The 24,892-nt window shown below is 74.9% G+C and carries 12 protein-coding genes; 10 read left to right on the forward strand and 2 right to left on the reverse strand.

From position 1 onward, the window contains the following. Nucleotides 1–40: 40 nt before the first annotated feature. The 10 genes from GA0070562_RS06090 to GA0070562_RS06135 all read left to right on the forward strand — a co-directional run bounded on the left by GA0070562_RS06090 (nt 41) and on the right by GA0070562_RS06135 (nt 20,632). The gene (locus GA0070562_RS06090; RefSeq protein WP_091416615.1) at nt 41–3,496 is read left to right on the forward strand and encodes a hypothetical protein; all 3,456 of its coding nucleotides are present in this window, start codon (nt 41–43) and stop codon (nt 3,494–3,496) included. Nucleotides 3,497–3,498: 2 nt separating this feature from the next. Further along, complete coding sequence (locus tag GA0070562_RS06095) at nt 3,499–3,897, forward strand: hypothetical protein (RefSeq protein ID WP_091416619.1); 399 nt, start codon at nt 3,499–3,501, stop codon at nt 3,895–3,897. Further along, nucleotides 3,894–7,853, forward strand: coding sequence for a type VII secretion protein EccCa (eccCa, locus tag GA0070562_RS06100; RefSeq protein ID WP_091416624.1), 3,960 nt, complete (start codon nt 3,894–3,896; stop codon nt 7,851–7,853). Before GA0070562_RS06095 ends, eccCa begins: the two co-directional genes overlap by 4 nt. Before the next feature lie 13 nt (nt 7,854–7,866). Continuing rightward, complete coding sequence (gene eccD / locus GA0070562_RS06105; protein ID WP_091416628.1) at nt 7,867–9,276, forward strand: type VII secretion integral membrane protein EccD; 1,410 nt, start codon at nt 7,867–7,869, stop codon at nt 9,274–9,276. A 6-nt stretch (nt 9,277–9,282) separates the two neighbouring features. Then, a complete protein-coding gene (eccB, locus tag GA0070562_RS06110; protein WP_091416631.1) occupies nt 9,283–10,638 on the forward strand; it encodes a type VII secretion protein EccB in 1,356 nt (451 codons plus the stop codon). Nucleotides 10,639–10,645: 7 nt separating this feature from the next. Continuing rightward, nucleotides 10,646–13,801: a hypothetical protein gene (locus GA0070562_RS30600; protein WP_091416635.1), complete on the forward strand. Its 3,156-nt coding sequence runs from the start codon at nt 10,646–10,648 to the stop codon at nt 13,799–13,801. 4 nt (nt 13,802–13,805) lie between these two features. After that, complete coding sequence (locus GA0070562_RS06120; RefSeq protein WP_254663745.1) at nt 13,806–17,093, forward strand: right-handed parallel beta-helix repeat-containing protein; 3,288 nt, start codon at nt 13,806–13,808, stop codon at nt 17,091–17,093. Nucleotides 17,094–17,146: 53 nt separating this feature from the next. Continuing rightward, the gene (locus GA0070562_RS06125; protein WP_393352779.1) at nt 17,147–17,446 is read left to right on the forward strand and encodes a YbaB/EbfC family nucleoid-associated protein; all 300 of its coding nucleotides are present in this window, start codon (nt 17,147–17,149) and stop codon (nt 17,444–17,446) included. Between the two features lie 119 nt (nt 17,447–17,565). Then, complete coding sequence (locus GA0070562_RS06130; RefSeq protein ID WP_175438660.1) at nt 17,566–18,201, forward strand: helix-turn-helix transcriptional regulator; 636 nt, start codon at nt 17,566–17,568, stop codon at nt 18,199–18,201. 1 nt (nt 18,202) lies between these two features. After that, entirely contained in the window at nt 18,203–20,632 is a 2,430-nt protein-coding gene (locus tag GA0070562_RS06135; protein WP_091416646.1) for a hypothetical protein, read from the forward strand. 4 nt (nt 20,633–20,636) lie between these two features. Here the strand turns inward: GA0070562_RS06135 and GA0070562_RS06140 are convergent, their stop codons facing one another. Continuing rightward, nucleotides 20,637–22,673 (reverse strand): ATP-binding protein, encoded by a 2,037-nt coding sequence (locus GA0070562_RS06140; protein ID WP_091416650.1) that lies wholly within the window; start codon nt 22,671–22,673, stop codon nt 20,637–20,639. Next, entirely contained in the window at nt 22,670–24,862 is a 2,193-nt protein-coding gene (locus GA0070562_RS06145) for an ATP-binding protein (protein ID WP_091416654.1), read from the reverse strand. The genes GA0070562_RS06140 and GA0070562_RS06145 overlap by 4 nt, the downstream gene beginning before the upstream one ends. Nucleotides 24,863–24,892 lie beyond the last annotated feature (30 nt).

The following is a 24,892-nucleotide window of genomic DNA, read 5'->3' on the forward strand; positions in this document are numbered from 1 at the left end:
CGGGCGAACAGGTCTCGCCGCTCGCGAAGAGGGACAGGGCATGGGCAACGGTCTCGGTGACAGCAAGCTCGACGGGTGGAACGACCCCGCGGAGGAGGCGGCCACCTTCCCACCGAAGGTGGTCCCCGTCAGCGACCTGTACGACTACCAGACCTGGGCGAAGGAGACCCGGGGCTGGCGGAAGCTGGAGGCCGCGGTGAACGGCGGCGCCGCGCTGACCACCGAGAGCGGGCGGGACCACGCCGAAACGCTGGTGAGCGTCCGGTCCGTCGTCGAGACCGCGCAGGCCTTCCAGGCGACCCAGGACCTGCTGATCTGGCTCGAACAGACCATCCGTACCGCTGTCACCTCGATGGTCGGCGACGACAAGGCGTGGAAGGGGCCGGCGGCCAACGGGTTCCGCGACAAGATGAACTACTACGCCGACCTGCTCGGCAAGCAGGCAGAGCACCTGGCCGGCGGCGCAATCCCGGACTCCACCACGGCGGCCAACAGCATCAATTCCTCGACCAACCGCAACTCGCTGCCGTCGCAGCTCTACGACGCCGCCAACCACCTGTCCTGGGCCCAGCAGACGATCAGCTACCTGGACCGCGCCTGGGCGTCGATCGCCTCGAACAACGGCGTCGGCAGCGGCAGCGGCCCGGTGCCGATCAGCGGCACCGAGTACGAGAAGCCGATGGCCCAGCAGATGTCCGAGGTCGTCCACACGGTCGCCGAGCAGTACAAGATGACCACCGACAAGGCGGGGACGTCCGGGGTCACCATGCCCACGCCCAGCGTCACCACGCCGACGATGCCGAACTTCACGACGCCGAACCTCACGACGCCGAACCTCACGACCCCGCCGACGGTCCCCCCGCCGGTGTTCACCACGCCCGCCGTCGGTGGCGTCACCACTCCACCCGTCAACGCGCCGCCGAACATCACGGTGCCCACGATCACCCCGCCGAACCTGTCCGGTATCGGCGGCCCGGGCCTCGGCCAGGGTCCGGGGACCATCACCCCGCCGTCGTTCTCGGGACCCGGTGCGATCGGCGGTCCCACACCCGGCGGCGGCAGCGGGCTGCCCGGCTTCGACGCGCCGGGCATCAACGGGCCGGGGGGCGTGGGCTTCCCCGGCGGTGGGGGCCAACCGGGAGGTGGCGGCCTACCGGGCGGTGGCGGCGTGCCGGGTGGGTTCGTCCCCGGTGTGGTTCCGCCGGGCATCAAGCCGCCGGGCTCGGCCAACCTCGGCGGCGGCGCGGGCGGCGCCGGTTCGGTCAAGCCGCCGTCGTTCTCCGGACCGGGTGAGGTGGGCGGCCTGAAGCCCGGGGCGGGCACAGGCGCAGGCATCGGCAGACCGGGCGGCGGGTTCACCGCGCCGGGCGTCCCCGGCTTCGGCTCGCCCGGCGGCGCCGGCCCCGGCGCGGGCGGTAGCCCGAGCCTGCCGGAGAAGCCGGACGCGAACGGGCTGCTCGGCAACAGCGACGACTTCGCCCCCGGCGCCGTCGGCGGTGTGGACATCCCGGCCGCCCCCGGTGGCGCCGTGCCCGGTGGCGGTGGCTTCCAGTCACCGATGATGCCGGGCATGCCCGGCGCGGGCGCTCCCGGCGCCGGTGCCGGTGGTGGATCCGGCGTCCCCGAGGCGCCTGACGCCAAGGGCCTGGTGGAGGGCGACGAGGCGGACTGGCGGTCACCCGGGTTCGACGGTGTGCAGGTCCCCGGCGCGCCGGCCGGCGCCTCGTCCGGCGGTGCGGGGCTCGGTGCGGGCATGCCGCCCATGCCCGGCATGCCGGGGCCCGCGGGCGGCGCGAACAATCCCGGTGGGACCGAGTCGCCCGACGCCCGGGGACTCGTCAGCGGCGATCCTGAGACCTGGGGACCGGTGGGCGTGGACGCGGGCGTACCGGACGGGTCGGGCGGTGCGCCGGCCGGTGGTGACGGGCTCGGCGTCGACGGCCCGCAGATCCCGGCCGCCCCGCCCGTGGCTCCGGGCGTCGGCGTCGACTCGCCGGTGGCGGCGCCGGCCGGCCCCGCCATGCCGATGATGCCCGGAGCGCCGGGTGCGCCGGGCGCCGGTGCGGGCACGCCCGGCGGCGGTGTGCCGGACGCGCCCGACGCCTCCGGGCTGATCCAGGCCGACCTCGACGACTGGCGCCCGTCGACCCCCGACACCGGCACACCGCAGGCGCCGACCGGAGCGGACGCGGGCGGTGTCGGGCTGGGGGAGCCGGCCCACTCCGCGCCGGTCGTGCCGCCGAGCACCGGTGCGACGCCGCCGACGGCCGGTGTGGTGCCACCGATCGCCGGCCCGCCGGGCGGCAACGCGCCGGCCGGGACCACACCCCGGACCGCGCCCGACGCGTCCGGCCTGATCCGGCCGGACGAGGCCGACTGGACCCCGGCCGGACCGGGGGACGGCGCGCCGGAGACGGGCGGCGGCACGGCGGCCGGTGGCGCGGGACTCGACGGCTCCGCACCGGTCGCCGGTGTGCCCGGCCCGCAGCCGGGGCCGGGCGACGCCACGGCGGGCGGCGGCACGGGCCCCGACGGTTCCGCGCCGGTCACCGGCGTGCCGGGCTCGCAACCGGGTCCGGACGGTCCGCCCGCCGGCCCGGGTCCGGGCGCGCCGGAGGCCGCCGCCGAGGAACCGGCCGCGCCGGAGGTTCCGGCAGCGCCCGTGTCCACCATCGGCGGTACGTCGCCGGGTGTGCCCGTACCCGAGGTGATCGCACCGCCGACGGCGGTGGAGGTGCCGACCGTGGTCGACCTGTCCCCGGCGGTGGAACCGCCGCCGCGGGCCGAGCCGCCCGCGGCCGTCGCGCCGCCCACGGCTGTTGCGCCGCCTCCGGCCGTCGCGCCGCCTCCAGCCCTCGCGGAGCCGGCGGTCGGCGGTGTCGTGGCGGCTCCGGTGATCGTGGGCCAGCCGGGCCTGCCCGCCCAATCCGGCCCGGTGCCGAACCCACCCGCCCAGGCAACCGCGCCGAACCAGGCCGCACAGTCGAATCCGCCGGCGCAGCCGAACCCGCCCGCGCAGGGGAACCCAACCGCGCAGTCGCACCAGACGGCCTCGCCGGGAGGCGGCGCTCCGGAGGGGACGCACCGGAAGGCCGGCGTGGCCGCCGTCGTGGCCGAGGGCGAGGTGGCGGTCGCGGTCCCCGGCGCGCTCGGTCTGGCCGGCGCCGCCGCCGTGGCCGGACTCGCCGGTCCCGGCCCGCAGGCGTCCGGCCGCGCGGCGTCCGGCACGGACCCCGACGACCCCGCCCGGGCCGGTACCGTCCGGCGTCGCTCCGATCGCGACGACGACCGCGAGCCCGGCGCCGACCCGGAGCCCGCCGCCGGGCTGCGCGAGGACGACGCCGTCTGGGGCGGTGACCGCGCCCGGCCGGCGGCCGACGACCACGTGCCACTGGTCCGCCCGGACGACGACCCCGACGACACGACGGGCTGGGACGACCTCAGCGACGCCGACTGGCTGACCGGTCCGGCAGCGGACGAGGGCAGGGAAGGGTGACCATGTCGGAGACACCGCAGCCCCCGCGCGCCGTGTGGCGGCGGGTGGCGCCCGCGAAGGCGCCCCGGCCGGCGGACGGCACGTTCGACTTCTTCGGCGCCGACCTGGAGAAGATGCGCGCGTGCGGCGAGCCTGGCGTCAGCGACGCGGAGTTCACGACGTCGCTCGCCGAGGAGGAGAAGGCGGCGGCCGCCCGCGCCGAGGCGTTCTGGGCCGAGCAGGAGCGACGCCGCCGGGACGAGGAGGAGCGGGCGAAGAAGGAGAAGAAGCGCCAGGCCGAGGAGGACGACGACGTCAAGGTGGCCGAGCGTTACCGCAACGACCGCTACGCGGTGAAGCTGCTGCGCCAGGAGCGCACCGTCTGGGGCGGCGACGGCGCCGACGCGGGGACGATCGGATGAGTACGGTCACCGTCAAGCGCCCGCCCCGCGCGCCGGGCCCGGAGGCGCCGGAAGGCTCGATCGAGCTTCAGGAGCCGCCGCTGATGGCGGAGGAGGCCCCGCTCGACTTCCGCTCGTTCGCGATGGTCGTGCCGATGGGCCTCGGCATGGGCGCGATGCTCGCCATGTTCGGCCTCTACAACCGCACCCCGATCATGTACGTGATGGGCGGCGCGATGGCCGGCGGCATGCTGCTCATGGGCGTCATGCAGATCGGCCGCGCGGCCGCCGAGCGCAAGCGCAAGATGCGCGGCGAGCGGCGCGACTTCCTCCGCTACATCGGGCAGCTGCGCAAGCAGGCGCGCGAGGCGGCCGACCAGCAGCGCCGCCACGTGCTGTGGAACAACCCGCAGCCGGGCTGGCTGTGGTCGATCGCGATGGGCAGCCGGCTGTGGGAGCGCCGGCCCAGTCACGACGACTTCGGCCGGGTCCGGATCGGTCTCGGCCGGCAGACCGCGATGCTGAAGTTCAACCCGCCGTCCACCAAACCGATCGAGGATCTCGAACCGCTGTCGTCGATCTCGCTGCGGCGGTTCTCCGAGGCGTACCGGACGGTGTCCGGCATCCCCACCTCCGTCGGCCTGCCGAGCTTCACGAGCGTCGAGTTCGAGGGCGCGATCGACCCGGCGATCGACCTGGCCCGCGCCATGGTGGCGCAGCTCGCCACCTTCCACGCCCCGGACGAGCTGCGGATCGCCGTGCTCGCCGCCGAGGTCCACCGGGGGCCGTGGGAGTGGGTCAAGTGGCTGCCGCACAACGCGCACCCCACCGCGTACGACGCGGCCGGCCCGGTCCGGATGTTCGCCGGCAGTCACGACGCGCTGATGGACATGCTCGGCCCCGAGATCACCGACCGGGGCGACCACGACCGGGCCGTCAAGCCGACCACGAGCGAGCCGTTCCTGGTGATCGTCGCGCACCTGGTGGACCTGCCGGACAGCTCCCGCCTGCTCGGCGCGGGCATCCGCAACGTGGTGCTGCTCGACCTGACCGGCGCGATGCCCGGCGGCCCCAAGGTGCTGCGGCTCACCGTCACCGACGACGTGGTGGAGTTCCCGGCCGGCGCGACGACCGGCTCGGCCACGCGTGACGGGCTGGACCAGACCCAGTGCGAGGCGCTGGCCCGGATCATCGCGCCGAAGCGGACCAGCGGCACGTTGGAGGTCTCCGACGAGCCGCTGGACACCAGCTTCGAGCTGACCACGCTGCTCGGCATCCGCGACGCCATGACCTTCGACGTGCAGACGCTGTGGCGCACGCGGACCCCGCAGCGCAACCGCCTCATGGTGCCGATCGGCGTCACCGAGGAGGGCGAGGTCATCGAGCTGGACCTGAAGGAGTCCGCGCAGGGCGGCATGGGACCGCACGGCCTGCTCATCGGCGCCACCGGCTCGGGCAAGTCGGAGCTGCTGCGTACCCTCGTCTGCGGCCTGGCCGCGACGCACAGCTCGGAGATCCTCAACCTGGTGCTCGTCGACTTCAAGGGCGGCGCCACCTTCCTCGGCATGGACAAGCTGCCGCACACCTCGGCGGTGATCACCAACCTGGCCGACGAGCTGCCGCTGGTCGACCGCATGCAGGACGCGCTCAACGGCGAGATGACCCGGCGGCAGGAGATGCTGCGCGCCAGCGGCTACGCCTCGTTGTTCGACTACGAGAAGGCACGCGGCAACGGCGCCCAGCTCGTGCCCTTCCCGGTGCTGCTGATCATCGTGGACGAGTTCAGCGAGCTGCTGTCCAGCAAGAGCGAGTTCATGGACCTGTTCGTGTCCATCGGCCGGCTCGGCCGGTCGCTCGGCGTGCACCTGCTGCTCGCCTCCCAGCGCCTGGACGAGGGCCGGATCAACCGGGTCGAGGGGCACCTGTCGTACCGGCTGGCGTTGCGCACGTTCTCCTCGATGGAGTCGCGGTCGGTGATCGGCGTGGGCGCGGCGTACGAGCTGCCGCCCGAGCCCGGCAACGGCTACCTCAAGGTGGACACCACGAACCTGGTGCGCTTCAAGGCGGCGTACGTCTCCGGGGCGTACACCGGAACCGGACGCCGCGGCGGCGTGGTGGACGCCGGGGACGAGCCGACCGCGGACGTGGTGCCGTTCACCACCCGGCAGGTCGCGGTACGCCACGACCCCGGACCGGAGCGCCCGGCCGAGCAGGTGGAGGAGCCCGCCGCCGACGCGAACGGGCCGAGCCTGGTCGAGGTGCTGCTGGACCGGCTCGCCGGCTCGGGCCCGCCGGCCCGCCAGGTCTGGCTGCCACCGCTGTCCAGCGCGCCCAGCCTGGACTCGCTCATGCCGAGCGTCCTGCCCGACCCGGTACGCGGCATGACCATCGACGACCCGACCGTCCAGGGTGGGCTGCGGGTTCCGGTGGGCGTCGTGGACCGGCCCGCGGAGCAGCTGCGCGAGCTGCTGGTGGTCGACCTGAACGGCGCGGACGGCCACGTCGGCATCGCCGGCGCCCCGCAGAGCGGCAAGTCGACACTGCTGCGCAGCCTGATCCTGGCGCTGTCGCTGGCGAACACGCCGCGGGAGGTCCAGTTCTACGGCCTCGACTTCGGCGGTGGCGGCCTCGCCTCGATCGCCGGCCTGCCGCACGTCGGCTCGATCGCGACCCGGATGGAACGCGACCGCGTCGTCCGGACGGTCGAGGAGGTCCTCCAGGTCATGGAGAAGCGCGAGGCGGAGTTCGCGCGGCACGGCCTCGACTCCATGTCCAGCTACCTGGCCAAGGTCGCCGAGGGGGTGATCGAGGACGGCTTCGGGCACGTCTTCCTGGTCATCGACGGCTGGTACACGATGAAGCAGGACTTCCAGGAGCTGGAGCAGAAGTTCCAGGAACTCGCCTCGCGTGGCCTGTCCTTCGGCGTGCACGTCATCGTCACCGCGACCCGCTGGTCGGAGCTGCGTACCTGGATGCGGGACCTGCTCGGCACGAAGCTGGAGCTGCGGCTCGGCGACGCGATGGAGTCCGAGCACGGCTCCCGCAAGGCGGCCACCGTGCCCAACCAGGTCGGCCGCGGTCTCACCGAGGGCGCGCTGCACTTCCTGGCCGCGCTGCCCCGGATGGACGGCAGCTCCGAGGTGGGCGACCTGGCCGAGGCGACCAAGTCGGTGGTCGAGGAGATCGGCACGTTCTGGCCCGGGCCGGCCGCCCCGCCGGTACGGATGCTCCCGGCGCACCTGATGGTCGAGACGCTGCCGCCGCCCGAGTCCGACTTCAAGTTCGTCATCGGCCAGGACGAGCAGCGTCTCGCCCCGGTCTGGCACGACTTCATGGCCACCCCGCACATGCTGGTCTTCGGCGACAGCGAGACCGGCAAGACCAACCTGCTCCGGCTCGTCCTGCGGTCCATCCAGCAGAACTACCCACCGGAGCGGGCGAAGGTCGTGCTCGGCGACTCGCGCCGCGACCTGGACACGGCGATCGGCGCCGCGTACCAGGTGGGCTTCGCGTTCACCGGCGACAAGATCCACGAGCTGGCCGGCCAGGCGTCGGTCTCGATGAACCGGCGGATGCCCGGGGCGGACGTCTCGTCCGAGCGGATGCGCAAGCGCGACTGGTGGGAAGGGCCGGAGCTGTTCGTCATCGTCGACGACTACGACCTGATGACCAAGAGCACCGGGATGGGCTCGACGCTCGACCCGCTCCTGCCGTTGCTGGCCCAGGGCGCCTACATCGGCCTGCACGTGATCGTCGCGCGGAGCACCTCCGGCGCGATGCGGGCCATGATGGACCCGGTGATCCGGCGGATGTGGGAGCTGGGCACGCCCGCGACGCTCTTCTCCTACCCCAAGGAGGAGGGCAAGTTCCTCGGCGAGGCGAAGCCCCGCCAACTGCCGCCCGGGCGCGCCCAGCTCGTCACCCGGCGCGGCGTACGCCTGATGCAGACCGGTTTCGTGTCGGACACGGCCCGATGAGAGAGGCTCGCTGGTGACCGCAGCGCTGAACGACCAACTGTGCCGGATCACGGTGATCGGGCCGGCCCGCCGGGCCGACCTGGCCGTGCCGGCGCGGATGCCGGTGGCGAACCTGATGCCGCTGCTGGTGCGGCACACCACCGACCTGGCCCGGGTGCCCGACGGCGAGGTGCCCGACGAGTCGTGGGTGCTGCAACGCCTCGGCCAGGCGCCGTTCGAGCTGTCCGGCACGCCGGAGAGCCTGGACTGGCTGGAGGGCGAGGAACTGCACCTGCGCCCGGCGCAGGACCCGCTGCCCGAACTCGACTTCGACGACCTGGCCGAGGGCGTCGCCACGGTGGTCAACCGGCGGGCCGACCGGTGGCAGCCGGAGTACCGCCGCGTGCTGTTCCTCGTCCTCTCCCTGGTGGCGATGGGCCTGATCGCCGCCGTACTCGTGGACCGGGGGCCGGTGCTGCCCCAGGTCATCGGCGGCGCGGTGCTCGCGGCGGGTCTGTTCACCGCCGCGTTGGTCAGCGCCCGCCAGCAGAGCGACGGCGCGTTCCCGCTGCTGTTCGGCGGCGGCGCGGCGTTCTTCGCGGCGGTCGCCGCGTCCAGCGCCGTCGACGGCGACGCCGACGGCGTCGCCTGGAACGCCGACGCCGCGCTGGCCGCGGCCGTCGCGATCGTCACGGTCACCGCGCTCCTGGTTGTCGCGCAGCGTACGGTCACGCCGGTCATGCCGTTCGCCCCGCTGCTGATCGTCGCGCTGACCGCCGCGATGGTGGTGCTCGTGCTGCTGGCCGGCGACGGCTTCGCGCTCAGCGCGCCGAAGGTCTCCGCCGTGGCCGTGTCGGTGATCCTGGTGCTGATCGTGATCGCGCCCAGGGCGGCGGTGAAGCTGGCCCGGCTGCGCGGACCGCAGTTGCCGAAGACCGGCGCCGACATGTCGTACGACATCGAGCCGGAGGACTCCGACCTGGTCAAGTCGCGCGCCGACGAGGCGGACACCTACCTGACCGCCTGCATGACCGCGTCCGCCCTGGTCCTGCCGGTGCTGATGCACCACACCATGCGGGTGCCGGGCTGGTCCGGATGGACACTCGTGCTCGTGACATCGAGTGCAATCCTGTTGCGCTCGCGTACCTTCTTCGGGTTCTGGCAGCGGGTCGCCCTGGTGGCGGCCGGTACCGTCGGCTACCTCATGGTGGCCCTGATGTTCTCCGACAAGCTCGCCCCGACCGGCCGGTACGTCCTGCTCGGCGGGCTCGTCGCCCTCCTGGTGCCGCTCGTGATGGCCGCCCTGCGGCCGTGGCCGCGGCGCATGCTGCCGTTCTGGGAGTACACGGCCGGCGGGCTGGACGTCGCGACCGGCCTGGCCGTGCTGCCGGTGCTCGCCCAGGTGCTGGGGCTCTACGCCTGGGCCCGCGGGCTCTTCGGGTAGCCGGCCGTGCAGACCCAGCGCGACCACGTGCACGCCCACCAGTTCATGATGGGCCGGCTGAGTTCCGCCCTGGTGCAGGGTGACCCGTCGACAGCGGAGATACCCGGGCGGCGCGCCGTCACCGGCCTGGCCTTCGGCGTGCTCATCAGCGTCCTGGTCGTGGCCGGCTTCGCCGTCTACGGCTGGATCGTCCCGGGCGGCAGCAAGGCGTACACCAAGAGCGGCGTGATCCTGGTGGAGAAGGAGAGCGGCAACCGGTACGTCTACCTCGGCGGCGTGCTGCGCCCGACGCCGAACCTCACCTCGGCGATGCTGATCCAGGGCGGCGGCGCCACCGTGAAGCTGATCTCCAAGGAGTCGATCAAGGACGTTCCGCGCGGACCGTCGATCGGCATCGACGGCGCGCCGCAGTCGGTCGCCACCGGTTCCATGGCCGCCGGCCCGTGGCTGGCCTGCCTGCCCGGCTCGGTCGCCGACGACCCCGGCGACCGGCTCGGCATCAACCTCGACCCGCGCGCCGAGGCCGTACCGGTGCCGGCCGACCGCTTCGCCGTCGTCCGCGGCGCCGACGGGCCGACCTACCTGGTGACCGCCGGCCGCAAGCACCGCGTCGCCGACCCGGCCGTGCTCGCCGCGCTCGGCGCCACCACCACCCGCAAGGTGCCCGCACCGGAGGACTGGCTCGACTTCCTGCCCGACGGACCGGACCTGGCACCGGCCTCGATCCCCGGCGAGGGCCGCTCCGGGCGGGTCGGCGACCGCACGTACCCGATCGGCACGCTGTTCCGGCAGCGGCCCGACACCGGCGCGGAGCAACTGCTGGTGCTGCGCCGCGACGGCCTCGCACCGCTGAGCCGGACCGAGTTCCTGCTGGCCACCACCACCTCCGGGAAGGAGCCGGTGGAGCTGAGCGCCGCCGGCCTCGCCGCGGCGCGGATGTCGGCCGACCGGTCGCTGCTCACCCGCCTGCCCGACCTGACCGGCCTCACCCCGCAGGAACCCGGCCCGTACGCACTGTGCCTGCGCCAGAGCCCGGTGGACGGAACGCGGTTCGACAGCACCGCCGTGCTCGTCCCGCTCGCCCGCTCCGGCGTCCGCCCCGACGGCCGCACGTCGGTGCTCCTGGCACCCGGCAGCGGCATGGCGGTCCTCCCGGCGCCGGTCGGCCCCGGGGCGGCGCAACCCCTGCCCACGTACATCGCGGACGACGGAAAGGCGTACCCGATCGGCGACCAGGACGCGGTACGGGCGCTGAAGCTCGACCGGGTCGTGAACGTTCCCTTCCCGAGAGAGCTGCTCGCGCTGGTGCCCCAGGGACCGGCGCTGAGCATGAGGGCCCTCGCGGCCACAGAAGTGGGGTAGGTCGATCATGGCAACCCGGATCCGGGACCTGTTCGGTGGCGGCAAGGACCGCCCCGAGGGCGTCGTCCAGCACACCGTCGGCAACGCCCTCGTGGTGCACGCCGAGGACGCCATCAGTCCCGAGGCCCAGTCGCTGGCGCTGTCCATGATCGAGGACGCGGAGAACGACGTGGTCGTGCTCGACCTCGGCGACGGCATGCCGATCAGCGCGTGGGAGGCCATGGCCGGGGTGCTGCCGCGCCGCCGCCGCGGCATCCGGCTGATCGCCTGCGGCCGGCACGGCAACTCCGCGGCGATGGCCGGTCAGTGGCTCTCCGAACGCCTCAACCGCACCGTCGTCGCCCCGGACGGTGACCTGGTACGCGGCTCGGCCGGGACGCTGTTCGTCCACTCCGCACCGGGCAGCGGCTGGGTGCGGTTCCGGCCCGGCCGGCCGCCGGCCTGGGACGCCAAGCGCTACCCGACGCCGCGATGGGACCGGGCCGCGATCGACACCCGGCCGTCCAGCGCCACCGCCGAGATCGAGCCGATACCGGCCGGGGTCTGGATCCACAGCAACCGCGACCCTCAGGTGGTCGACCCGCAACGGCAGCGGCTCACCGCGTACGTGCCCTGCCAGGCGGAGACCATGACCGTGCTGCTGGGCTGCCCCGGCACGGCGCCGCTGTCGCTGGACGACGTGGTGCGCTTCTGGCGCGGGCTCGACGAGGAGAACCGGCAGCGGGTCCGCTTCGTGCAGTTCGGCGAGGTCCGGATCCCCGAGGGCGAGGCGTTCGGCCAGGCGCTCGCCGACCTGCTGAACACCGAGGTCACCTGCTACACCGGCGTGCCGATCGGCAGCCCGCAGCGGTACGAGATCCGTACCGTGCTGCCGGACGGCGCGTTCGGCTGGGCGCCGTACGCCCTCGAACTGTCCTACTCGCCCCGGGCGCACCCCAACTCGCGGGCTCGCCGGCCCACGGTGCTCAGCCACCGCCCGCCGCTGGCCGGCGCCGAGGAGGTCGCGCCCCGGGTCTACTGGTTCGCCCCCGGCGCGGTGGTCGAGGTGGTGCAGACCGGCCTCTGGGTACGCTCCACCGCCGAGCCGAAGAACGCCGAGCAGGTCCGGTCCGCGATGCTCGACGCGGGCAGCGGCACGCTCGTCTTCGACGACACCGTCCACTCCACCGCCCACCGGATGCGGGAACTGGCCGTCGACCTGGCCGCACGGGTCGACGGCATGGCGGGTGCGGGCCGCGCGCTGATGCCGGCGTCGGTGCTGGTGCCCGGCGCGAAACCGGCCAGCCGGGCGGAGGTGGTCATCGACCTGGAGGCCGAGGTGCGCGCGGTGGGCACGACGGTGCCGGTGCCCGCGTACGTGGAGGTCGCCCCGCCGGCCCCGGTCGCGCCGCCCGCGGCGGACAGCGTGGTGGTTGCCGTTCCCGCACCGGTCCCCGCTCTCCCCGCCGACCGGGAGCAGGCCACCGCGTCGCGGCCGGCCTCCGCGCCGCCGCTGCCCGCACCTCCCGCGATGCCGCTTCCGGTCGCGCCTGCACTGCCGCCGCCCCCGGTCGTGCCGCTCGGGTCCGAGTTGCCGGCTCCGCCCGCGGTGCCGTTCGTGTCCGCGCTCCCGGACCCGCCGGCAGCGCCGCTCGCCTCCGAGCGGCCGGCTCCGCCCGCGGTGCCGGTTCCGACAGCGCCGTCGGTCGGGTCCGAACTGCCGCCTCCGCCGGCGGTGCCGCTCCCGGCGGCGCCACCGGTCACGGCCGACCTGCCCGAGCCGCCCATGGTGCCGGTCGTGTCCGAGCTGCCGGCTCCGCCCGCGGTGCCACTTCCGGCAGCGCCGCCGGTCGCCCCCGTGGTGGTGGCCGCCCACACGCCGCCGGTCGCGCACGCCGTGCCGGCCACCGCTGCCGGACCGGACGTCCCCGTCGTGCCGGTCGCACCCGTGCAGCCGGTCACGCCCGTGGAGCCGGTCACGCCCGTCGCGCCGGCGGCACCGGCCGGGCCTGTCGCCGTCGGGCCGGTGGTCGCCGCCGACCCGGGGAGCGTGCCCTCGGCGACACCTGTCGAGGACGCCGCACCGGACCCGTACCCCGCGCCGCCCACCATGCCGACGGGCTTCGGCGAGCCGGCGCCGCCGACCATGCCCGCCGGTTTCGGCCAGGCGCTCGCGACCCCGCCGGTGGCGGCCGGGCCGGTGGCGCCGGTCGCGGCCCCGCCGCCGACAGCCGTCGACCTGCCTTCCGTCCCGTCCGCCGGGGCCGGCCCGGCGGACGCGGCCGAGCCCGCGAAGACCGCCGGGCCGACCGGGCCGACCGGGCAGGCCGAACCCGCGGAGGACGCCGAGCCGTCCGAGGTGGCCGCCGAGGCGCGGATGCAGCCGGTGCCCTCGGCCGGCGCGGGCGCGCTGCTGTCGGAGAAGAAAGGGCTCGCCGACGAGCGGGCCTGGCTGCGCCGCACGCTCAGCCGCGAGTTCGACGTGATGGCCAGCTCGGTGTCCCGGATCATGTCGGAGCACCCGGGCATGCAGGGCTCCGGCGTGTCCACCGAGGACGTGCTCGCCGACTCGGTCGCGCTGCGGCTCTACCTGACCGGCCGGGGACCGGGCGTCGACGCCGGGCTGCGCTCCGGCCGCAAGGGACCGCACGTGCCGTTCGCGCGTTGCGTGGTCGCCGGGGTCTCCCGGATGCCGTCGTTCCGGGGCACCACCGTCTACCGGCTGTCGCCGACCGACGGGGAATGGGCGCTCTACCAGGACCGGCGGCTGGTCACCGACTGGAGCTTCGTCAACGCGCTGACCCAGCCGTGCGCGTCCGAGGACGGCGACACCGACGTGCTGATCTGGTCGATGACCGCCCGCCGGACCAGCCTGCTGGAACCGGAGGGGGACGAGCACGTCGAGGACCGGGTGCTGTTCCTGCCCGGTACGAACTTCAAGGTGCTGGACCTGCGCCGGCCCTCGGCGGGCGAGCGCGGCGCGGTCATGCTGCGGGAGATCGGCGCCAACGAGATCGACGACACCGGCCGGGTCGACTCCAACCGGGTGTCGCTCGACGAGCTGGCGATCACGTCGCTGCGGCGCAGCGTGGACCGGTGGGCCACGGCCGAGCCCCGGGTACGCATCGGAGCGGCGGCCCGCGGGCGCCTGCGGGTGCTGCCCGGGCTGGACCGGAAGGGATGACGCGGTGAGTCGGCAGGTTCTTGTGGTGGGCGACCGGAAGCCCGGTTCCTATCCGACGATCGGTTCCGCGCTGGCCCGGGCCGAGCCCGGCGCCACGATCGACGTCCACCCCGGCCGGTACGTCGAGAAGCTCGTGGTCGGCGACCGGGTGACGATCAGCGCGGCCCAGCCCGGCACCGTCGAGGTGCACGTGGAGGAGGGCAGCGTCCTCGTCGTGCGCGGCGAGGGCGCCCAGCTGCGCGGCATCACGCTCAGCAGCGCCGACACCACGCTGGCGGCGGTCGACGTGTACGCGGGCGAGGTGGCGCTCGACGACTGCCGGGTCAGCGGCGCCTCCTGGGTGACGCTGCTGGCCCGTATGCAGGGCACCGTCGCGCTGCGCGGCTGCGACCTGACCAGCTCGGCGGGCGCGGGCGTGGTGGTGATGTCGGCCGGGTCGAGCACGATCGAGGACACCGACGTCCACGACGTCGCCACGAGCAGCGTGGTGGTGGGGGAGCAGAGCGCCCTGACGCTGCGCCGCTGCCGCCTGCGCACAGCGGGCGCGAACAGCGTGTGCGCCGGCGGCGACGCCCGGCTCACGATCGAGCAGTGCGAGATCACCGGGGCCGGCAAGCCCGCCCTGGTGGTCGAGCAGCGCGCCTGGGCCCGTATCCGGGGCCTGTCGGTCACCGGCAGCGGCAACGTCGACGTCTTCGTCCGCGGCGAGGCGGACGTGCAGATCAGCGACTCGACGTTCACCGGCGCCGCGGTGCAGTCGGCGCACATCGCGGAGGGCGCGTCGCCGTCGTTCCGGAACTGCACGTTCGGCGGCGCCGGCCACACCGCCGTGCAGGTGCTCGGCGGCGGCCGGCCGACCTTCACCGACTGCACCGTCCAGGACGCGCCGGTGGGTGTCGCCGTCGACGGCGGCGCGCCCCGGTTCCTCGGGCTGACCGTGCGGGGCACGCGCGACAACGTCGCCGTGCTCACCGGTGAGTCGGCTGTCGTACTCCAGCGGCTGCGCGCCGAGATCACCACGGGCGGCGGGGTGCTGGTCCAGGACGGCGCCTCGCTGGAGGGCACCGATCTCGTGGTGGACGCGGGCGAGGCGACCGCGCTGGCGCTGACCGGACCCGCGCGGGGTGTGGTGCACGAGGCCCGCCTCACCGGTACCGGCGCGGCAGCCGTCCGGGTGGGCGCCGGCGCGGACCTGACGCTGCGCGCGGCCCTGCTGCGCGGCTCGGGCGTGCTGGCCGAGGGCGCGCTCCAGCTCGACGACAGCGAGATCGTCGGCGCGGTCCGCGACGGCCTGCGGGTCACCGGATCGGCGACCGTGACGCAGACCCGGGTGCGCGACGCCCGGGCCGACGGGATCGTCTTCGAGGCGGGCTCCCGGGGGTCGGTGAGCGACGGCGAGGTGCTCGGCAGCGGCGCGGCCGGCATCGGCGTGGACACCGTGGAGCCGGTCGCGCTCACCCGGTGCGTGGTGCGCGACAGCGGCGGCGACGACGTCCGGCGCGCGCCCGGCGCCACGGTGACCACCGAGGCGCTGACGGTGGGCCGTCCGCAGGCCACCCCGACTCCCGGCGGCCCGCCGGCCGCCGCGCCGGTCCCGGTCGCCGACGCCGACGGCACGGCGGCGGAGAGCGGCGCGGACGAGCTGAGCGAGCCGCTTCGCGAGTTGAACGGGCTGATCGGTCTGCGCGGGGTGAAGCAGGAGGTCACCGCGCTGATCAATCTGATCAAGATGTCGCAGGTCCGGCTCCAGATGGGCCTGCCGATGCCGCCGATGAGCCGGCACCTGGTCTTCGCCGGCCCGCCCGGCACCGGCAAGACCACCGTGGCCCGTCTCTACGGCTCGGTGCTCAAGGAACTGGGCATCCTGTCCAAGGGCCACATGGTCGAGGCGGCGCGGGCCGACCTGGTGGGCCAGTACATCGGCTCCACGGCGATCAAGACGACCGAGCTGGTCACCAAGGCGCTCGGCGGCGTGCTCTTCATCGACGAGGCGTACACGTTGTCCAGCGGGTCGGGCGGCTCCGGGCCGGACTTCGGCCAGGAGGCCATCGACGCGCTGATGAAGATGATGGAGGACCACCGCGACGAGCTGGTGGTGATCGTCGCGGGTTACTCCGAGCTGATGGAGCAGTTCCTCGCCTCCAACCCCGGTATGGCGTCCCGCTTCACCCGCACCGTCGAGTTCCCGAACTACTCCGTCGAGGAACTGGTCACCATCACCTCGAACCTGGTCAGCAAGCACTACTACGAGCTGACCGACGACGCGGTGGAGGCGCTCACCGCGTACTTCACCCGGGTGCCGAAGAACGCCACGTTCGGCAACGGCCGGGTGGCCCGCAAGCTGTTCGAGGCGCTGATCAACAACCAGGCGTCGCGTCTGGCCACCACGCCGCCCACGAAGGACAGCGAGCTCAACCGGCTCACCGCCGCCGACGTCGAACCCGAGCTGGCACTGCTGGAGGACCTGCCGGTCGAGCAGGGCGAGCAACCCGACGCGGCGACCGACCCGACCGGCGCGATCAACGCGGCCCGCAGCTGGAAGCGGATCTGCGGACTGGTCGGCGGGCAGCGGGTCAAGGAGGCGGCCGGGCAGACGCTGCTGCAGCTCTGCGAGGGACGCAACCGCCGGCGCGGCCCCGGCCGTACCGGCAACGTGCTGCTCGGCGGCCGGGCCGGGAGCGGCCGCAGCGAGTACGCCCGGCTGTACGCGGCCTGTCTGTCGGAGCTGGGCCTGGTGCCGGTCGGTCAACTGGTGCGGGTGAGCACGAGCCGGGAGCTGGCGCCGCAGTGGCCCGGCCAGGCCGGGAGCCTGGTGGACGCGGTCCTCGAGGACGCGGCCGGCGGCGTGCTGCAGCTCGACTACGTCGACGACTCCTCCGGCGTCGCGCCGGAGATCGCCGAGGCGCTGGTCGGCCGGATGCGCTCCCGGCTCGGTGATCCGGTGGTGGTGCTGACCGGCGAGGAGGCGGCCCTGGCGAGCCTGCGGGCCGCGGTGCCGGCGGTGAACGAGGTGTTCGGCCAGCAGTGGTCGGTGCCCGAGTTCAGCGCCGACGAGCTGGCCGCTGTCGTGCTGCGGCACCTGGTGCGGCGGGGCCACGAGGTGCCCGACGACGTCCGGGCCGCACTGACCCAGATGGCCGGGCGGTTGCCCGAGCGCACCGTCCACGCCGCCCACCAGTTCTCGCTGGCGCTGACCCGGCGCACCGGCTCCCGTACCCTCGCGCTCGCCGACCTGGCCGCGCCCGGCCCGGCGGTCGGCGAGCGGCTCGGCGGCCTGGCCGCCGTCGGCTGACCACCCACCCGTTCCGCACAGAAAGGCCCGGCATGCAGCCCGAGTCCACGCCGATCCCACCCTCGTTCCAGGAGTTCATGGAGAACGCGCAGCGCCTGGAGGACCAGATGCGCAACGCGCAGTCGGAGCTGGAGCGGGCGATCGTCACCGGCCGCTCGCAGGACGCCACGGTGGTCGTCATGGCCAGCGGCCTGGGCAAGGTCCAGGCCGTCCGGGTCGACCCCCGGGTGTACGAGCAGCGTGACGCAGCGTCGCTGCAGGCGGCGATCATGGAGGCGATCCAGGCCGCTGCCGCGAACGCCGGGACGCTCGCGACGGAGAAGATGGGCCCTGTCGAAATCAATCTTCACTGACTGAAAAAAGTCTGACCAGGCCTTTTGGGTAGATCTTCACGGCTCGGTGCCATCGGGAAGGAGAGTGTGGAGATTTCCTGAAGGACTCTCCATGAGACTGTCACCCCCTACTGACAGTGATGGAGATGGCTGTGGAGCAAGTTGCCGTCTTTGTGCACGCGCCCGACCCGCTGACCCACACCGGCCTGACCGCCCACCTCCGGTCGCGCTCCGACATCACGCTGCTGGACAGCGCGGACCGGACACGGGCGCAGGTGCTCGTCGTCGCCGTGGAACGGCTCACCACCGACGTGATCGCCATGCTGCGCCTCGCGGCGACCGAGATCGGCGCCCCGGTCGTCCTGGTCACCACGGAGGTCAGCGAGCAGGAGTTGCTGACCGCCGTGGAGTGCCGGGTCGTGGCTGTCCTGCCGCGCGCGGCGGTCACCGCCGAACGCCTCGTGCACAGTGTCCGGGCGGCCGCCTCCGGCGGCGGCGTGCTGCCTCCGAACCTGGTGGGTGAGCTGCTCAAGCACATCGAACGGCTCCAGCGCGACGTGCTCAACCCGAACGGGCTCAACGCCTCCGGCCTGACCGCGCGTGAGATCGACGTGCTGCGGCTGATGGCCGAGGGCTTCGACACCAACGAGATCGCCGACGAGCTGCGCTACTCCGAACGCACGGTGAAGAACGTCATCTACGGCCTCAACCACCGGCTGAAGCTGCGCAACCGCTCGCACGCGGTGGCCTACGCCCTGCGCTCCGGCATGATCTGAGGTGATCACGCGCCACACCGTCGGCAACGCCCTGGTGCTGCACGCCAGTGAGCGGATCAGCACTGAGGCCCGTACGGTCGCGCTGTCGGTGGACCGGGATCCCGACAACGACATCGTGATCCTGGACCTGCAACACGAACTGCCGTTCGACATCTGGGACACGGTCGCGACCGAGCTGCGCCGGCAGCGCCTGCGCCGGGGTATCCGGCTGGTGGTCTGCGGCGCTCGCCCGGAGACCGGGGCGCTCGCCGGCCAGTGGCTCTCCGACCGGCTGGGCCGGCCGGTGATCGCCCCGTTCGGGCGGATGATCCCGGGCGCGGCGGGGCTGCTCTTCGTGCACGCCACCGATCTCGGCGGGTGGGTCTGCTACCGGCGCGGCCACACGCCGGTCTGGCAGTCGAAGCGCTATCCCGTACCGGCCTGGGACGGCGCCGCCGTCGACCACCTGACGGTCAGCTCGACCTGCGCCGCCGAGCCGCTACCCGGCGGTGTGTGGCTCCGGGAGAGCCGCGACGAGGCGGCCGTCGCCGTACACGGAAGCCACCTGACCTCGACGATGCCGTGCCTGCCGGACGCGATGCCGGTCCTGGTGGGCTGCCCCGGGACGGCTCCGCTGCGTCTCGACGACATCGCCCGGTTCTGGCGCGGCCTGGCGCCCGAGGGCCGCGAGCACGCCCGCTTCGTCCAGTACGGCCCGGTCGCGCTGCCCGACGGCGAGCAGTTCGGGCAGGCGCTGGCCGACCTGCTGCGCTGCCCGGTACGCGTCTTCACCGGCGTGCCCACCGGCCGCCCGGACGGCCCGGCCATGTTCACCGTCGACGCCGACGGGCGGCCCGGCTGGCAGGTCTTCGCCGAGGAACTGGCCTACCGTCCCCGGGAGACGCTGGGGGCGAAGGCGGTGACGCCGCGCATCCTGCGTCACCGCGCGCCGCCGGAACTCGGCGAGCCGGTCGGCCCGCGCGTCTACCAGTACGCGCACGACACGGTGGTCGAGGTGATCCCGTCCGGCCTCTGGCTGCGCGCCCCGGAGCCGCCCCGCCACGCCGACCGGATCCGCGCGGTCCCGATGGACCCGAACCGCGTCCGTCTGGTCGTGGACGACCCGGCACCGGCCGCGGCCGACCGCCACCGCGAACTGGCCGGTGACCTGGCGGCGCGGCTGGATCCGGCGACCCGTCGGCGCGCGGCGGTGCAGCCGTCCTCGGTCGTGGCGCCGGGACGCCCGGGGCTCTCGGCCCGCGGGATCGAGGCCGGGACGTACCGGCACACGACGGGTCACGCCGCCGACCCGCTTCCCGCACCGCCGGTGCCGGCGCCCGTCCCGGAACCGGTGCCGGTCACCGTGGCCGGCCTGCCCGCGCCGGCGACCGACGAGGTGAGGGCCGGCGGCGTGGCCGTTCCCGCCGTACCGCCGGACCCGGCCCCGCCGGACGGCGCCGGGCTTCACGGCGCCGGGCCGGAGGTGGCCGGGTTTCCGTGGGCGGGGACGGACGTGGCCGGGCTTGACGGCGCCGGGCCGGGCGTCGCCGGGCTCGACGGCGCGGAACCAGACGTGGCCGGGCCGGATGCGGCGGTGCCCGACGTGGCCGGTCCGGTGCTCGGCGGCGGCGCGGGCTGGGCGACCAGCCCGACGATGACGCTGCCGGTGCACCGTCCCGCGCCGGCGCCCGTCCGCTTCCAGCGCACGCCCGGCGACGACGCGCGGGGCGTACGCCCGGGGCCCGACCTGGACGAGGAGCGGGCCTGGTTCCGGCGCGCGTTCCGCCGGGAGATCGCCGCCGTCTCCGCCGACGTGGCGGGCGTGCTCGCCGCGTACCCGGCGCTCGCCGGCGGCGCCGACGCGGCGGAGTACGCCACAGCGGTCCGCCTCTACCTCTCCGCCGCGGGAGACGGCCTCGACCAGGCGCTGCGGTCCGCCGAGCCGGGCGGTCACGTGCCGTTCGCCAGGTGCGTGTCGGCGGGCGTACGCCGGCTGCCCGTGCACCGCGGCGTCGCGTACGCCGGCGCCGAGCTGACCACGGCGGAGCTGCGGCGGATCGCGCGGCGGCGGGTGCTCACCGACTGGGGGTTCACCAACGCGCTCGCCGAGCCGCCCGCCGACCTGCCGGCCACGGTCGAGGTGCTGATCTGGTCGGCCACCGCGCGGCGCACGGCGGCGTTCGAGACCGGCGACGGCGTCCCGGCCCGGGTCCTGTTCCTTCCCGGCACCGCGTTCACGGTGCTCCAGGTGCAGGAGCCGGAGGCCGGTGCCCCCGCCCGGCTGCTGTTGCGGGAACTGGCGGTGGAGGAGCCGCCGGTCGACGGGCGGGTACGCTTCGACGCCCTCGCCCTGGCCGCCCTGCGTCAGCACCTCGCGCGCCGGACCGGCCCGGGCACGCCGGTCCCGGTGGCCGCCGCGCGCCGGTTCGTGGGCGTACCCGGGCTGCGCTGAGGCGCTACCGGTCGAGACTGTCGAGGAGGGCGGCGAGCGTCGCCCGCCACGCCTGCGGGAGCCGGTGGCCCGCCAGGGCGCGGCGCAGCAGTTCGCGGGCCGGCTGCGGGGCCTGCCGGGACAGCTCGGCGCCGTGCGTGACCAGCCAGCCCACCAGCCACTCGTCCACCTCGGGCGGCCCGGCGAGCAGGTGGTCGGCGACCCGGGCGACGGAGCCGCCGTTGTCCGCGAGCGCCTGCGCCGCGTGCCGGTGCAGCGTCGGTCGCAGCGCGGCGGGGATGCTGCCCGCGAGCGCCCGCCGCAGCACCGGTTGCCGGAACGCCAGCTCGCTGCCCGCGTCCACGAGGACGTCGGCGGCGACCGCCTCCTCCAGGTCGGCCATCAGGTCGAACGGCGTGCGCCCGGTGACCGCCGCGACCTCCGCGACGGCGAACGCGTCGCCGAGCAGGGCGGCGTAGCGCAGCGCCTCCCGCGCGCCGGGGGAGAGGTGGTCGAGGCTGGCCCGCACGGTGTCCAGAAGTGAGCGCGGCATCTCGTCGGCCCGCGCGTCGACCTCGGCGAGCCCGTCGACCACCCGTACCCCGTCCTCCGCCACGAGGCCGGTGACCAGTTCCCGGGCGTACAGCGGGTTGCCGGCGGCCAGCGGCGCCAGCGACCGCAGCGTGGCGCCGGGCGGCACGCCCACCGTGCGTCCGAAGATCTGCTCGATGTCCGACGGGGGCAGGGGAGTGAGCCGGATCAGGTGCCCGTCGCGGGTGCTCACCCCACGCCGCAGCCGGGCCAGGTCGCGGCGGCCGGGCTCGGGTCGGGCGGTCGCGACGAGCAGCAGCGGCAGCCACCGGGTCAGCGCGGCCAGCCGCTCCCAGGCCAGCAGACTCGCCTCGTCGGCCCACTGGAGGTGGTCGACGGCCAGCACCAGTGGGCCCTCGGCGGTCAGCCGGCGGACGTGGTCGAGCACCCGGTCGGCGGCCGTCGCCGGGTCGTCGTGCGGCCCGTCCTCCAGCCGCAGCGCCCGGCGCATCACATGCAGCGGGATCCGGCTGCTGAGTTCCTCGGCGCTGCCGCGCGCGACCCGGTGGCCCAGCGCCCGCGCCTCGTGCAGTGCCGCGTCGAGCAGCGCGGATTTGCCGATGCCCGGCTCGCCCTCGATCCACACGATCGCGCTGCGGCCCTCACCCACCGCGCCCAGCAGGCCACGCAGCAACGACAGCTCCCGGTCGCGCCCGACCAGCCGACCCCGCCGCGGTACGGCCGGCGCGGCCACCGCTGCCGGCGTCACCGGTACGGCCGGTGCGGGCGGGGCCGGTTCGGCGAGGATCCGGCTCTGCAACTCGCGCAGGGCCGGGCCGGGCTCGACGCCGAGTTCGCCCACCAGCACCCGGCGTGCCGCGTGGAAGACGTCGAGCGCCTCGGTGCCCCGCCCGGCCCGGTGCAGCGCGCGCATCAGCAGCTCGTGGAACGGCTCGTGCAGCGGGTGGTCGCGGACCAGGGCGGTCAGGTCGGCGATCAGCGCGTCGTCGCCGCCGCCGGACAGCACCAGCCGGGCCCGGCGCTCCGCCGCGGCGATCCGCAGCTCGGTCAGGCGGTGCCGGTCGAGGTCGGCGAAGAGTCCGGTGACGTTCGCGTACGCCTCGCCCTGCCAGAGCGCGAGCGCCTCGTCGAGCAGGGCGACGGCCTGTCCGGGCCGCCCGGCGGCGGCAGGCGCCACGGCCGCCTCGCACAGCGCCTCGAACCGGTCGGCGTCCAGGGCGCCCGGCTCGAGGCGCAGCGTGTATCCGGTCCGGCCGGAGCGCAGCAGCCCTCCCGCCGGGCCCAGGCTGCGCCGCAGGCCGGAGACGTAGGTGTAGATGTTGCCCGCGGCGGCGCTCGGCGCCGACTCGCCCCACAGCGCCCGGATCAGCTCGTCGCGGGTGACCGGGCGGTTGGCGTTCGCGGCCAGCATCGCGAACAGGGCCCGCCGCCGGGCCGGTCCGAGGTCGATCTCGACCTCGCCGTTCCAGGCGCGTACCGGCCCCAGAACGGTGACGCGCAGTCTCCTCACCGGTGTCCGACGACCGCCGGTCCGACGCTCGGGGACGGTCCGTCCAGGCCGGCGATCCGGCTCATCTCGGCGCGCGTCGCGGCGTCCGCGGTGTGCGCCGACACCCAGCCCGCCTCGGCCCCGGCGGGCAGCCCGCAGCGGTGCAGCACCCGGGCCAGTTCCGCGGTGAGCAGCTCGCGGGACGGCCCGGAGAGGCCGGGTGAGGCGACGGCGTGCCGCAGCACCGCGATCGCGGGCGCGGGGGCGACGGCGCTCAGCTGCGCGGCGTGCGTGGTCAGCCAGTCCTGCACCCACGCGTCGACCGGCACGGGCCCGGCCAGCAACTGGCCCGCGACGCGGCCCAGGTCGCCGCCGGCTTCGGCGAGCCGCTGGGCGAACTGCCTGTGCATCAGCACCCGCAGCGCGGTCGGGATCGCGCCGCGCAGGACCCGGCGGATGACCGGATGCCGGAACCGCAGGCGGCGCCCGTCCTCCACGAGGACCCCGGCGGCCAGCGCCTCCTCCACGGCGGGTACGAGTTGCGGCGCCGACCTGCCGGTGACCGCGGCCAGGTCGGCGACCAGGTAGTTGTTGCCGAGGAACGCGATCGCCCGCAGCAGTTGGCGGGTGTCGTCGGCGAGCGGTTGCAGGTGCCGGGAGACCGCGTCGGTCAGTTCGGGGCCGGGCGTGTCGGCGGTCCGGCCGTCGCGGTCGGCGAGCACGAGATGCCGCAGGTAGTACGGGTTCCCGGCGGCCGCCGCGACGAACGAGCGGGTGGTGCCGGCGCCCGGGCCGGGCGGGCGGGACCAGTCGCGTACCAGCGCGGTCGCGGTGTCGTCGTCCAGCGGGCCGAGTTCGACGAGCGTGGTGCCGTCGCGGGGCAGCACCCGGCGCAGGAGCCGCACCTCGTATCCGGCCGGGACCGGGCGGGCTGCGGAGACGAGCAGCAGCGGCAACCGCGTGGTGAGCTTGTGCAGCGCGTGCCAGACCAGCAGCGACATGTCGTCGGCCCACTGGAGGTCGTCCAGGACCAGCAGCAGCGGCCGTTCGGCGCACCGTTCGACCACGAACCGCTGGACCGTGTCGATCACGGTCATGGTCGGTGGCGCCCCGCCGGAGCAGGCGTGCAGCGAGGCGGGCAGGCCGTCCGCGTCGTTGCCCAGGGAGAGGCACTCCAGCACGATGCTCAGCGGCATCCGGTACGCCAGCTCGTCGCCGACGGCCCAGCCGACCTGGGCGCCGAGCGGTGCCGCGCCGCTCAGTCCCTCGGCCAGCAGCGCCGACTTCCCGATGCCCGCCTCGCCGCTGATCCAGACGCTGCCGCCGCGTCCGTCCGCCAGGCCGGTGACCGCCGACCGCAGCCGGGCCAGCGCGGCGGAACGGCCCCGGAAGCCGGGGTGCCGCTGCGGGACCGGGCCGGGGCCGCGCTGCGGGGTCGTGGTCCCGCCCGACAGCTGGTCGTGGATCTGCCGGACGACGGCGGCGGGTTCGGTGCCCGACTCCTCGACCAGCCGTTCCCGCAGCGTGGCGTAGAGGGCGAGCGCCTCGGCGGTACGGCCCTGCGCGGCCAGCGCCCGCATCGCCACCGCGTACAGGCTCTCCCGGGCCGGGTGGCGGCCGACGAGCGCGAGCAGGCGGTCGACGACCTCGGCGCCGCGTCCGAGGCCCAGCATCAGCTCGGCCTGGCGTTCCACAGTGGTCAGGTACAGCTCGCCGAGCCGGATCCGATGGCCGGCGGCCCGCGGTCCCGGTACGCCGACGAGCGCCTCGTCGCCCCGCCACTGCGCCAGCGCGGCGTCCAGCGCGGCCAGTTCGCCGGCGGTGTCCCCGGTGGCGCGGGGCGCGCGGCTGCGTTCGCGGAACCGCTCGAAGCGGTGCACGTCGACGGCGTCGGCGTCGAGGTGCAGCCGGTAGCTGCCGCCCTCGGAGGTGAGCACCCGGCCGGAGGACCACCTGTCGCGGTCCGGTTCGAGCATCCGGCGCAGGGCGGAGACGTACGTGTAGAGGTTGCCGGACGCGCTGGCCGGCGGGTGGTCACCCCAGACGGCGGTGATCAGTTCGTCCCGGGACAGGCCCCGCTCCGGGGTGAGCGCCAGCGCGCTGAAGACGGCCTGGCGCTGAGCCGAGCGCAGCGGCAGTTCCCGCCCGGCGTACGTGATCCGGAGATTGCCCAGCAAGCGGACGTCGAAGCCACTGCACTGTGCCGTCATGCCGTCCTCGTGGTGACCGGATACCTGACT

Source organism: Micromonospora tulbaghiae (genome assembly GCF_900091605.1).
GTDB classification, from domain to species: Bacteria; Actinomycetota; Actinomycetes; order Mycobacteriales; family Micromonosporaceae; genus Micromonospora; species Micromonospora tulbaghiae.